Source organism: Bradyrhizobium sp. 23AC (genome assembly GCF_054863025.1).
The window spans coordinates 1-11,550 of record NZ_JAVAYN010000020.1; the positions used below are offsets into that span (position 1 = coordinate 1).

Genomic DNA, 11,550 nt, shown 5'->3' on the forward strand with positions numbered 1-11,550 from the left:
GCTCGGCCTGACCAAGCGCTTTGCGGAGATGTACTGCCAGGCGCTGGATCACGACCTCGCAGCCGGGGCGCACGGCGCCAAGCCGCCGATGCGACTGATCTCGGTCCGGTTCGGCAACGTGTTGGCTTCGAACGGCTCGGTGGTTCCGAAATTCAAGGCCCAGATCGAGGCCGGCGGCCCGGTGACGGTGACGCACCCCGATATGGTCCGTTACTTCATGACCATTCGCGAGGCCTGCGATCTCGTCATCACCGCGGCCACGCATGCGCTCGGAACGCACCGTCCCGACGTCTCGGTCTACGTGCTCAACATGGGCCAGCCGGTGAAGATCGTCGATCTCGCCGAGCGCATGATCCGCCTTTCCGGACTGCAGCCCGGCTACGACATCGAGATCGTGTTCACGGGCATGCGGCCGGGCGAGCGCCTGCACGAGATCCTGTTCGCCACCGAGGAGCCAACCCGCGAGATCGGCGTCGCCGGCATCATGGCCGCGCAGCCGAACGAGCCGCCGATGCAGACGTTGCGCAAATGGATCGCGGCGCTGCAGCAGGCGATCGCACGCGACGATCGCGCCACCATCAGGACCATCCTGAAGGATGCGGTGCCCGAATTCGGGTCGACCGCGGCCTGACCATGCAGCCTTCCGGCAAGACCATCGTTGCGAGCCAGTACTTTCTGGGACGGCCGGATCAACTGACTGGTGTGATCTGCGCGGCGCCCTGCTCTGGCTACGGCGCCCTGGCGGAGTACATGGTGAAGGCGGCATCGCGGTTCGACCGGCTGACTGCGATGAAAGCCTATGCCAGCCTGATCGAGGAATTGTTGCGCAATCCCGAGCCTGCGGAGCAACGATGAGCGAGACAAAGCCGGTCGCGCTGGTGACGGGGGCGAGCGGCTTCATCGGCCGTCACGTAGTGCGCGAATTGACGCGCGATGGCTGGTCGCTCCGCCACGCGGTGCGCAGCCCGGCAGGGGCGGACGGCGAGTTCGTGATCGACTCGATCGGCCCCGAAACCAATTGGCAGGCCGCGCATGAAGGCGTCGACGCGGTGATCCATCTCGCCGCCCGCGTGCACTACAAGAACGACGAGCACGCGGCCGAGCTCTACCGAAAGGTCAATGTTGAGGGCACGCTACGCCTTGCACGCTTCGCAGCAACGGGCGGCGTGCGTCATTTCATCTTCATCAGCACTGTTCTGGTGCATGGCCGCAGCAATGACGGCCGCTTGCCCTTCCGCGAGAGCGATTTGCCGACGCCGCGTGGCCTCTACGCCACATCCAAGGCTGAGGCCGAGGCAGGCTTGAGGACGCTCGCGCGCGACACCGACATGAAAATTTCGGTGATCAGGCCGCCGCTGATCTACGGCGCGCACGCGAAGGGCAATTTCCCGCTACTGGCGCGCGCAGTGAGGCTGGGCCTGCCAATGCCCTTTGCGGCGATCCGCAATCGCCGCAACTTTCTTGCCGTGCAGAACCTGTCGTCATTCATCCAGCATCGACTCCGCCATCCTAACACGGCAAGCAATTTCGAGGTATTCCTACTGGCCGACCGGGAGCGGGTCTCGACGCCTGAATTCATCGCATGCCTGGCGCGAGCCTCCGGCAAGAGCGCCCGGCTGTTCGGCATACCGCCTAGCCTGCTCGGCACGGTCCTGCGCATGATGGGGCGTCAGGATATGCAGGACGGCCTGATCGGCTCGCTCGAGCTCGACATCTCGAAGGCGATTGCGACCGGCTGGCAGCCGCAGGTATCTCTCGAGGAGGGCTTACGCCTAGCAGTATCCGATCAAGAGCCCTGAGGACGGGAGAAGCGGCGCAGCACGAATCCGACCGCGATCGCGCCGGCGAGCAGGGAGACGAGCGTGAGCGCGAATGAATTAGCGCGAACAATGACGACAGCAAGCAGTGCCAGCACGAAATTGAGCGCGAACACCTGGCCGATCACCTGGGGCACCGTGAAGCCGTTGTCGGTGGCGCGCTGATAGAAATGCGAGCGGTGCGCCGACCAGAATTGTTCGCGGCGAGCGATGCGGCGAAACAACGTAATGGTGGTATCGGCGAGGTAATAAGCCGGCAGCAGCAGCGCCGCCGCCGCTTGGCCTCGAAAGGCGAGCTCCAGCAGGCACCACCCGAGCAAGAGGCCGATCGGCAGGCTGCCGACGTCGCCCAAGAAGACTTTTGCGAGGGGACGGTTGAACGGCGCAAAGCCAAGCATGGCGCCACACAGCGCTGTGGCGATCAGCACGGCCGGCCATGACAGATCTCCGAGCCATCCCAGCAGAACGAGCGCAGCGGTGATAGGTATGGCTTCCGCCACCGTCATCAGGTCGAGCCCGTCCATGAAGTTGACGAGGTTCACGAACCAGACGCCGGCAAGCACGACGAGCCCCCGTTCCAGCGCAAGCGGCAGTGCCGGAACGATGCGCGCCGTCTCGGGCGAAGTTAGCACTACGGCGCCGACGCAAGCTGCCTGCAACACCAGCCGCACCAGCACAGGCAACGATACGATGTCGTCGGCAAACCCGACCAGCGCGATCACGACAGTAGCAGGGACAAGTGCCGGCGGGATCGCCACGTTCGCGGCGTTCGCCCACAGCGAGGCGGCGATGAGCGTCGCGGCGATCACCGCGATGCCGGCGCCCTGCGGCGTCGGGACGCGGTGCGAGGAACGCGCGTTCGGCCGCGCCAGCGCGTAACGCTGGAGCAGCGGGCGTCCGGCCCAGGTGACGAGCGCCGATATCAGCGCCGCGATCCCGGCGGCAAGCAGCGAGAGCAGGAAGGCGAGGGCGTCGGCGGTCGGGCTCACCCTAGCACCCCGATTGGAGCCGATCCTTGCGCGTTCTTCTCCGCGTTGAGGATCCAGATCAGACCGCTTACCGTGCCAACGATGAAGAACACGTTGCCGAACAGCAGCGGGACGTTGTCTCCTTTGTTCGCAGCACGTCCGGCGAAGCCGAAGGCTAGGCTCATCGTGGCCTCACGCACGCCCCAGCCGCCGATCGAGATCGGCATCACCGTGATCACCATCACTGGCGGGACGAGCAGGAATATTTGGCCGAATATGATTGGCGCGATCGACTGCACCAGGCACCAAGCGATAAGGATGCCGAGCAGGTGGACGAGGCAATCGCCACGCCGATTCAGAACAGGCTGCGCCTCGCGAATCGCGAGAACAATTTGCACAGTCCACCTTGCGCAGCGCCAGGTAGAGCAGCGCCGCGAAATCAGCATCTTGGCGGCAGAAAGCAGTATTCCGCCCATCTCGCCCGCATTTACGAATTGGAGGCACCTGACAGGAATTCGATGACTTTGATATGGTCTTTTGGCGTCGATCTTGCAACAGCTGTGTAATCCACGCGAGACGGAAAAGTAAGCGGAACGCAGCGTTGATAACCAAGACCTCAGCACAATCCGATCCAGCTTGGCCTGACTCCGAGTGCATTGTACGAACTTGCATTCGTTCGCCCTCGACGATAGCGTCCGCAGGCCACTGAGGCCGTATTGCGACCCCAAGTTCTCCGCAATGGAGAAAGCTTTATGTTTTCGAGGAGCTGACGGAAGTTACGTTACGTTCGCCCTATTTTGTGCGTGGTTTATAGGCGCCGTGCTCACGTATAACGATGATCCCCAAATAGCTTCCAAATTGGGCAGACGATAGTTCGCGATGTTTGCCAGCGATGAAATGCGCTCAATATCTTAATGTTCACTTCATCGAATATGCGCCAAGCAGCCGCTTTCAGTCTTGGCTCAACAGGCCGAGAGGATCACTGTGTCGCCGCCTTCGCGGTATCGTGCGTTAATTTGATCGACATAGGCGAAGAAGCACTTGGCGCGCTCATCAATGCATCCAGCACAAAAGCCAGATCGGTGAATGGATCTGGTTCAGGAATGACCTCTCGGACCAGAGATTCGTAACGCCTTAGTGTTGGCGTATGATCGCTGCCCAATCATGTATCCAAAAGATTACGCAGGTACGAGGCGTAATCACCCTTGCCCATTTGAGATGCCAATCGCTCCAGCTGATACCGATCGATATAACCTTGATTGAATGCCACCTCCTCTGGGCAGGCGATGCGGAAACCCTGCCTCTTCTCGATCGTCGCGACAAACTCGGCGGCATCGAGCAGGCTTTCGGGTGTGCCCGCGTCGAGCCACGCAAAGCCGCGTCCTAGCCGCTCAACGTGCAATTGGTCACGATCAAGGTATAGCTTATTTAAATCGGTTATTTCGAGTTCCCCCCGAGCCGAAGGCTTGATAGTCGAAGCCAAATTCGCAACCTGTTCGTCGTAAAAGTAAAGACCTGTGACGGCGAAATTCGATTTGGGCTTCAGCGGCTTCTCCTCAATGGAGCGAGCCTTGCCGAGTCCACTAAATTCTACCACGCCGTAGCGGTTCGGATCTGCCACCTGATAGGCGAAGATGGTTGCTCCGTTCGTCCGGCCAGTAGCGTTAAGCAGCAATTGCTGAAGCCCCTGACCAAAGAACAGGTTGTCGCCCAGAATAAGCGCCGAGCGGGTGCCTTGGATAAATTCAGCACCTATGACGAACGCCTGTGCAAGACCACCCGGCGTCGGCTGCTGCGCATACGAAAGCGACAGGCCCCAGTGGTTGCCATCACCAAGTAGGGCCTGGAAGTGAGGAAGATCGTGCGGTGTCGAGATAATCAGAATATCGCGGATGCCGGCGAGCATCAGCGTCGTCAGCGGATAATAGATCATCGGCTTATCATAGACCGGCAATAATTGCTTCGAGGTCACCATGGTCATTGGATACAGCCGCGTGCCACTGCCGCCGGCGAGAATGATTCCTCTCAAGATGAGCCTCCCTGCTCCTTCAAGATGCGATCAAGGCAATCCTCGAGTGACGGCTGCAGCGATGGCAGCCGGATATCGAAGACGGATTGCAGCCGCTTAGTCGATAGGCGTGAATTCGCCGGACGAAGGGCGCGCGCCGCATATTCGGACGAGGAGACCGGAATGATCTCGGCCGACCCAGCCGTCTCGGCTGTATACCTTTTCGCAATCAGGAGCGCAAAGTCGTACCAAGTGACGGCCTCGGAACCGACGACGTGCGTCACTCCAGCATAATCGGATTGCCAGCCTGTCCGGATCAGCCGGCGCGCCAGCGCGAGTGCCGCGTTGGCGAGGTCGGGCGCATAGGTTGGACACCCAGTCTGGTCATTGACTATCTTAAGGCGCTGCCCCTCGACCAGCCGGCGCCAGATGGTCCGCACGAAATTGCTTCCAAACGGCGCATACACCCAGGATGTCCGCAAGATGATGTGCCGGACGTTCGCCGACATAACGGCTCGCTCTCCCTCTAGCTTCGAACATCCGTAGACGTTCTGCGGATTGGGAGCGTCGTGCTCTTCATAGGGGCTCGGCTTCTTTCCGTCGAAAACGTAATCGGTCGAGAAGTGGATAATGGGAACGTCCTCGCTCGCAGCAGCCGCGGCGACTTCCCTTGCACCGTCACGGTTGATCGCAAAAGCGACTCCCGGCTCGTCTTCGGCCCTATCAACCCCAGTATAGGCGGCTACATTGACGACGACGTCCGGGCGAAACCTGGCAATTGCCGCCGCTACCGCTCCTGTATGCAGCAGATCCATTTCCGGACGGCCGACGGACTGGAGAACGAGATCATTCTCCCTCATAGCGGCTTCGCGCAACGATCTGGCCACCTGGCCTTCGCGACCGACGACGAAGAGCCTCATGAGCTGTCTTTTCCAATCAGACCCAGTCGCTTGCCGCTATAGACTCGATCCCGCAACGGACGCCACCAATCGGCGCGCTCCATGTACCAGCGCACCGTCTTCTCGATGCCCGTTTCGAATGTCTCGTTGGCGCGCCAGCCGAGCTCGCTTTCCAGCTTCGTTGCATCGATCGCATAGCGCTGATCATGCCCAGGACGATCTTTGACGAACGAAATCAGGTCATGGTGCGAGGTGCCGGCCGGACGGAGCCGATCCAGCAAGGAGCAGACCTGTCGCACCACGTCGAGGTTGGTCCTTTCGTTGCGTCCGCCCACATTGTAAGTCTCGCCCGGACGGCCTTGGGCGAGAATTTTCGCGAGCGCCCGGGCGTGATCTTCGACATAGAGCCAATCGCGAACGTTCAGGCCATTTCCGTAGACTGGCAGCGCCTTACCCTCGAGCGCATTGAGGATCATCAGGGGAATAAGCTTCTCGGGAAATTGGTAGGGTCCGTAGTTATTGGAACAATTGGAAACGATCACCGGCAGACCGTAGGTGCGGTGCCAGGCCTTCGCCAGATGATCCGAGCCCGCCTTGCTGGCCGAATAGGGAGAGCTTGGGTCATAGGGCGTCGTCTCCGTGAAGGCGCCTTCCGCACCCAAGGATCCATAGACCTCGTCGGTTGACACGTGCACGAAGCGAAACGATTGAGCGACGCTCGGACTGCGCTCGACATAGCGACGCGACGCGTCCAGCAGGGTAAAGGTTCCAAGTACGTTCGTTCGAACGAAGACCTCAGAATGCCCGATCGAGCGGTCGACATGGGTTTCGGCAGCGAGGTGAACGACCGCGCCCGGCTCATATTTGCGGAAAACCGATTCCACCGCATCTCGGTCGCAGATATCGCCCTCTTCGAATGCGTACCTCGGACTGTCGGCTACCGCAGCGAGCGATGCCAGATTTCCTGCATAGCTCAGGCTGTCCAGCACCACCACATCGAGCCCAAGACCGGAGATGAAATAACGGCAGACTTCCGATCCGATGAACCCAGCCCCGCCAGTCACAAGAACCCGCATGATCACCTACAACTTCAGTTGGAGCCGTGCCAGTTCGCCCAGACGCGGAAGATTATGATCCTTATCCGACAGGGTCGCTTCGGTCGCAGAGATGCCCCAGTCAATCTGGAGCGCGGGGTCGTCCCAAGCGATGCCCCGTTCATGAGCCGGCGAATAATAATCGGTCGTCTTATAGATGACCTCGCAATTATCGTCTAGGGTGATATAGCCGTGCGCGAACCCCGGTGGCACCCAGAGCTGCTGCCAATTGGCCTTCGACAGCTCGATGGCGACATGCTTCGCATAGCTCGGGGACGCTTCGCGAAGGTCCACTGCGACGTCGAGGATTGCCCCTCTCGAGCACCTCACGAGCTTTCCCTGCGCCCGCGGCTCAATTTGATAGTGCAGACCACGCACGACCCCCCTGCGTTTCGTGATGACGTGATTGTCCTGCACGAAAGCCGCACCGAGACCATGGGCTCCCAGGAGATCCGCCCGAAAGGTTTCCGAGAACGAACCACGGTCGTCGACATGCCGCATGGGGGTCAGGAGCAGCACGTCCGGAATACTCAAACGTTCGATTTTCATAGGCACCGTCCAGCGGGTTGAGTGAGTTCCGAGGCTGCCGAGACAGCCGTCAAATCCGGCCGAAGATCGCTGCAAGATTGAGTGCGAGATTCTCGATGGCAGTCTGTCGATAGACCCCCGACCTCCAAAGTAGCCATAATCGCATGGGCATCCAAGCCGTCCGCGCCCTGGCGAACAGGTCCAGGATCACAAGGTTCTCCGTACGCAGTTGGGCACGAACTTGGTCAAGCAGTTTCAGATTGATCTCGTTCCATTGAGCCATCTGCCCGGATGCCAGGCCGAACGCTCTCGTCAGGCGCGCCTGAAGGCCGACGTTTTTTCCGAAGACATTCTCCCCGTGCTGCCGATAGGCCAGGCTGGGTCGCAGATCGAAGTGTACGCGTCCCCCAACCCCCGTGACAACCTGATACGTCCACCAATCATGCGCAACCATTGACGCGTCCGGCGGCGTCTTCTGCAGCGCCAATCGGGCTGGCTGATTGAAGATCATGGTGTTACCACCGCCCAAATTCTGAACCAACGCATTGGCGAATGCCGGCGCTCGTGCGAACTCTCGCGAAAAACCTATCGGCTCTCCCCGCCTGGTGACGAGCTGGGTGCGCGTGCAGAAAAGCGCTGGCTCGTCCTGCGGAAGCTGCTCGAACCAAGCGACGGCATCCGCCAGCTTGTGGTCGAACCAGACGTCGTCCTGATCGCTGTAGCCGAACAGGTCGCCCGAGACCTCCGGGCTTCTGACCATCGAGGCAAAGTTCTGCCAGAAGCCCTGTTGCGGACCGCGAAGCACAACGACCCGCTGAGTTACGGATTTTGCGAACTCGTCTACCAAAGCTAGGGTGGCGTCGGTGGAGCCGTCGTCCGATACAACGAGCTCCCAATTCGGATAGGTCTGGGTTCGATAGGATTCGAGCTGCTGGCAAATAAACTCGGCGCCGTTTCGGGCCGCGAGCAGGATCGTGACTTTGGGATACATGGACAAGGGAAAAATCCGCTTACGTACCGGTCGCCTAGGAGTCACTCAGGATCGGCCCGAGCGCCCGAAATAAGATCTGCATGCGTACCAAATCGTGGCCACGCTTTCCATGCTCTTGTTTGCCTCCAGTGGGAGCAATCCTGCCAAAATGGACGCTGCAACTCGGTCGCACTCTAACCGGCAAGCCGCTGCCATCGCGTCCTGGCGACGTAGTCCCGCAGCAGGGCGCATACCAGGCCGGCAGCCAGACCCATGACGATGCCGAACACGATGATGAGACCAAGGCTCGCTCCCCCGATCCTGACCGACGAAATCTTTCCTATCATCTCAGTCGGAGACGACTGATATTTAGCGCGTCGCAGCAGCAGAAATCTCTGGCGTTCGATCTCCCTTATTTCTCGGGCGTTCCTTTCCATGGCGGATGCAACCGATGCCACAGCCGACGACCCGTCGTCTGCACCTGAATTGCCTGCGGACGCAAACGTCTTCAGCAGGTTCGATTGCACTTCGCGCAGGCTCGCGAGTTCTGTTGCATATTGCTGTGCCAAGCTCTCGACTTCGGAGCGCGCCGCTTGGGTCAGCTCCCCGTGCGCGGATTTCAGCCGGTCAAAGATCGCAGCCAGGGCATGCGTTGCCTCGTCCGCCGCAGGGGCCCGCACCGTGATGCGGATCAGTTCCGTCGACGGCACGGAATCGATCTTTACGCCCGGAAGTGGCGCACTCTCCGAAGCGGGATTCGAACCGAGGCCGGATTGCTTCAACGCGTCCTGCAGGAATGACTTTGTCCGCAGCAGCTCCTGCACCTCCTGAATTGACCCGACAAGCCGCGGGGAGCCCACGAAAGCATCATAGACCCGCCCAATGCGGATCGTGGCCTGGGCCTCCCACTGCGGCTTGATCCGGCTCAGAGGCAGAATCGCGATCACCGCCACGATCACGACGGTCGCGGCGGCCCACCTCCATTGGCGCACGAACAGCTGCAGTAAGTCGTGCGGTTTGATGTCTTCTGATGTAGCGACAGCTTTCGCGGGCGCCGACGTGTCTTCATGAGCCATCAATCAGCCTCCCTTCATCCTTCACGCATACCACACTTTGGAGAAAATGCCCGGCGACCGGGATCATCAAACAGAGCGCCACGAACCCGAAATTCGTCCAGGTAAAGGCCTGCGGAGCGAATGGTGACATGACCGATACGTAAGCAACACGAAGAAAGATCAGGAGGCGCCAGACGGAAATACCTCCGCGCAGCAGCACGATGGCCCACAGTAACATGCAATAGAGCAGGAACACGCTCAGGAGCGCGCCGCTCCAGCCGATAGCCATTAGAAATGGAAAGAACTCCGTACCGACATTGATCGTCGGCGCATCCAAGGGGATGTCCGTCCCGAGCGTCTCGACCGAGCCGCTGAAGGGAATGAGCTGGCTGAGCAGAAAATTCGCATTGTGATAGTTCTTTGCCAAGATGGAAGAGAAGTTGTAGACGCCGGCGCTTACGTAGAGCAGCAGCCACTTCACGCCTTCCGGAGAGCTCTCGAACAAGCCGCTCAAGGGCAGGTTGAGATGGCTCAAGGTCCCTGAGCGAACGGCTCCCAACAACGAAAAAACAGCCAGTCCTGCGAATAGGAGAGGCACGATAATTTTCCAGGAAAGCAGCGCCGACTTCTTCTGCAGCAGAACGAACGTTAACACCAGAGAGAATATGGCCGCGAACAGACGGTTCCGATCGATCACAAGGATGGGGAAGATCAGGCCGATCGCCAGAAGCGCGATAAGCGCGGCCCTGCCCCTGAAACAGAGCAGCGCTAGGGGCGGCAAAACCCAGCTCAAATTCGAGATGTGGCGGACGTGATTGCGGCCATTCTCAAAGGTGGCATATGAGGAGGGATCGACGATGAGAGGGATGGGGAAAGCGGTCAAGTCGATCACGCAGAACCCCGCCACCAAGCAGCAAAGGGCGGCGGCGACCACTCCTTGAGGCGTTCCCGTGAAATCCACACCCTGAAACGATCGCAGTGGCGGCAAACGAATATCCAGCATGAAGTCCAGCACGACGATGCCGACGGCGGCCGTCGCGAAGAACAGCACGCCGCCGAGCATGACGAGCGAAAACTCAAAACTGACGAGCATCACGGACAGCGCCAGCAGGATCGGCAGCGCCAGATAGAACGATGGATAGCGCAGCGCCTCGCTCACCGCAGACTTCCCGATCGCGCCGGCGTCGAACCAACAAACGCCAAGACCCGCAGCCCGCCGAACATCAGGACATTCCAGGCCGACTTGACATAGCGCCTTTCGAGATAAGCAATCTTGGCGGCGATAAGCCTCCCCTGCGCCCTTAGCATTGTCCTGTAGCGGCCATCGAACAGGGCGAGATTCCGGCTCACGGCCGCTGCCATATTGCGCAGATTGGCGATCCTTTTCCCGGTGTCCTTGGTCTTGCTGGTGTTGGTGCCATGAACCCGGTAGGCGCCGACCTTAACGTCGACGAAGCCGACGACGTCCAGCGCAGTAAGCCGCAAGAAGAAGTCCCAATCGTCAATGAGAAGGTTTTCGTCCCAGCCCTCGGTTGCATTAAGCCCTTTTTTTCGCAGCAGCGGCACCGGACCACCGATCGCCCACCGGCAGATGATTTCCCGCCGCATTCCCTCATCCGTCAGATAGCGGGCCTTGTTGACATGGAACAGACCGACCATGGCACTGTCGTGGACCATCCTGTCCTGGTCATCGACTACGATCGAGTCACCGACGACGGCAAGCTTGGCCGGATTGGCTTCGAGGTAGGCGACCTGAGCGGTGGTCCCATTCGGGAGGAAATAATCGTCGCTTGCGCCGAGCCGCAGATAGTCTCCGCTGGCCAGGGCTGTCAGTTCGTTCAGCGTCGCAGCGATCCCTTTGTTCTCTCGATCCACATAGCGGATGTCCAGTGATGATTTATGCTTGGCTATCCACTCCGAGATGATCTGCGCCGTCCGATCGCGCGAGCCGTCATTGACGATTACGAGTTGCTTGTTGGCATATTTGTCGAGCAGAACGCTATCGAGGCACTTCTCGATGAAGTGCTCATGGTTGTAGGCCGGAATTAGAAACGAGACCAACGGAAGACCCGCCGGCGGATTCGATTCCACTTGCTCCGGACTGGCACTCATCACGGTTGCACACCTTTCCCGTGCGTAGCAGGAAACCGGCTCGACATGAACGGGCGCGGGAACGAACCGACGGCAGCAGCCGTGCCGTCGCAGTGACCC

The 11,550-nt window shown here is 60.0% G+C and carries 13 protein-coding genes and 1 pseudogene; 3 read left to right on the plus strand and 11 right to left on the minus strand.

The annotated features are described in order from the left end of the window. The 3 genes from RAD10_RS33015 to RAD10_RS33025 form a co-directional block, all read left to right on the plus strand. A partial coding sequence (locus RAD10_RS33015) for a polysaccharide biosynthesis protein (protein WP_461620682.1) occupies window positions 1-631 on the plus strand: 631 nt, incomplete at its 5' end. 2 nt (window positions 632-633) lie between these two features. Next, window positions 634-855, plus strand: a complete 222-nt coding sequence (locus RAD10_RS33020; RefSeq protein WP_461620683.1) for a hypothetical protein — start codon at window positions 634-636, stop codon at window positions 853-855. Continuing rightward, complete coding sequence (locus RAD10_RS33025) at window positions 852-1,799, plus strand: NAD-dependent epimerase/dehydratase family protein (protein ID WP_461620684.1); 948 nt, start codon at window positions 852-854, stop codon at window positions 1,797-1,799. The genes RAD10_RS33020 and RAD10_RS33025 overlap by 4 nt, the downstream gene beginning before the upstream one ends. Here RAD10_RS33025 and RAD10_RS33030 read toward each other — a convergent pair. The 11 genes and pseudogenes from RAD10_RS33030 to RAD10_RS33080 form a co-directional block, all read right to left on the minus strand. Then, on the minus strand, window positions 1,787-2,806 hold the full coding sequence (locus RAD10_RS33030; protein WP_461620685.1) for an MraY family glycosyltransferase: 1,020 nt from the start codon (window positions 2,804-2,806) through the stop codon (window positions 1,787-1,789). The two genes, RAD10_RS33025 and RAD10_RS33030, sit on opposite strands and share 13 nt — an antisense overlap. Continuing rightward, a pseudogene (locus RAD10_RS33035) lies at window positions 2,803-3,102 on the minus strand (lysylphosphatidylglycerol synthase transmembrane domain-containing protein); the annotation flags it as partial. The gene RAD10_RS33030 and the pseudogene RAD10_RS33035, both read right to left, overlap by 4 nt. 662 nt (window positions 3,103-3,764) lie before the next feature. Continuing rightward, a complete protein-coding gene (locus RAD10_RS33040) occupies window positions 3,765-3,947 on the minus strand; it encodes a hypothetical protein (protein WP_461620686.1) in 183 nt (60 codons plus the stop codon). Beyond that, window positions 3,948-4,814 (minus strand): glucose-1-phosphate thymidylyltransferase RfbA, encoded by an 867-nt coding sequence (rfbA, locus tag RAD10_RS33045; RefSeq protein ID WP_461620687.1) that lies wholly within the window; start codon window positions 4,812-4,814, stop codon window positions 3,948-3,950. It lies immediately after the preceding gene. After that, window positions 4,811-5,713 carry a dTDP-4-dehydrorhamnose reductase gene (gene rfbD, locus RAD10_RS33050; RefSeq protein ID WP_461620688.1) on the minus strand — a complete coding sequence of 301 codons (903 nt, stop codon included), beginning with the start codon at window positions 5,711-5,713 and terminating at the stop codon, window positions 4,811-4,813. The genes rfbA and rfbD overlap by 4 nt, the downstream gene beginning before the upstream one ends. After that, window positions 5,710-6,768, minus strand: coding sequence for a dTDP-glucose 4,6-dehydratase (gene rfbB, locus RAD10_RS33055; RefSeq protein WP_461620826.1), 1,059 nt, complete (start codon window positions 6,766-6,768; stop codon window positions 5,710-5,712). Before rfbB ends, rfbD begins: the two co-directional genes overlap by 4 nt. Before the next feature lie 6 nt (window positions 6,769-6,774). Further along, window positions 6,775-7,335 carry a dTDP-4-dehydrorhamnose 3,5-epimerase gene (gene rfbC, locus RAD10_RS33060; RefSeq protein ID WP_461620689.1) on the minus strand — a complete coding sequence of 187 codons (561 nt, stop codon included), beginning with the start codon at window positions 7,333-7,335 and terminating at the stop codon, window positions 6,775-6,777. A gap of 49 nt (window positions 7,336-7,384) precedes the next feature. Next, complete coding sequence (locus tag RAD10_RS33065) at window positions 7,385-8,305, minus strand: glycosyltransferase family 2 protein (RefSeq protein ID WP_461620827.1); 921 nt, start codon at window positions 8,303-8,305, stop codon at window positions 7,385-7,387. Between the two features lie 173 nt (window positions 8,306-8,478). Continuing rightward, complete coding sequence (locus RAD10_RS33070; protein ID WP_461620690.1) at window positions 8,479-9,360, minus strand: hypothetical protein; 882 nt, start codon at window positions 9,358-9,360, stop codon at window positions 8,479-8,481. Then, entirely contained in the window at window positions 9,350-10,498 is a 1,149-nt protein-coding gene (locus RAD10_RS33075; protein WP_461620691.1) for a hypothetical protein, read from the minus strand. The genes RAD10_RS33070 and RAD10_RS33075 overlap by 11 nt, the downstream gene beginning before the upstream one ends. Beyond that, on the minus strand, window positions 10,495-11,451 hold the full coding sequence (locus RAD10_RS33080) for a glycosyltransferase family 2 protein (protein WP_461620692.1): 957 nt from the start codon (window positions 11,449-11,451) through the stop codon (window positions 10,495-10,497). The genes RAD10_RS33075 and RAD10_RS33080 overlap by 4 nt, the downstream gene beginning before the upstream one ends. Window positions 11,452-11,550 lie beyond the last annotated feature (99 nt).

What these genes read in the sequence shown, in the direction of transcription:
- RAD10_RS33020 (WP_461620683.1), top strand. Translation starts at nt 634, where the DNA reads ATGCAGCCTTCCGGCAAGACCATCGTTGCGAGCCAGTACTTTCTGGGA.
- RAD10_RS33025 (WP_461620684.1), top strand. Translation starts at nt 852, where the DNA reads ATGAGCGAGACAAAGCCGGTCGCGCTGGTGACGGGGGCGAGCGGCTTC.
- rfbD (WP_461620688.1), bottom strand. Translation starts at nt 5,713, where the DNA reads ATGAGGCTCTTCGTCGTCGGTCGCGAAGGCCAGGTGGCCAGATCGTTG.
- rfbB (WP_461620826.1), bottom strand. Translation starts at nt 6,768, where the DNA reads ATGCGGGTTCTTGTGACTGGCGGGGCTGGGTTCATCGGATCGGAAGTC.
- rfbC (WP_461620689.1), bottom strand. Translation starts at nt 7,335, where the DNA reads ATGAAAATCGAACGTTTGAGTATTCCGGACGTGCTGCTCCTGACCCCC.
- RAD10_RS33065 (WP_461620827.1), bottom strand. Translation starts at nt 8,305, where the DNA reads ATGTATCCCAAAGTCACGATCCTGCTCGCGGCCCGAAACGGCGCCGAG.
- RAD10_RS33070 (WP_461620690.1), bottom strand. Translation starts at nt 9,360, where the DNA reads ATGGCTCATGAAGACACGTCGGCGCCCGCGAAAGCTGTCGCTACATCA.
- RAD10_RS33080 (WP_461620692.1), bottom strand. Translation starts at nt 11,451, where the DNA reads ATGAGTGCCAGTCCGGAGCAAGTGGAATCGAATCCGCCGGCGGGTCTT.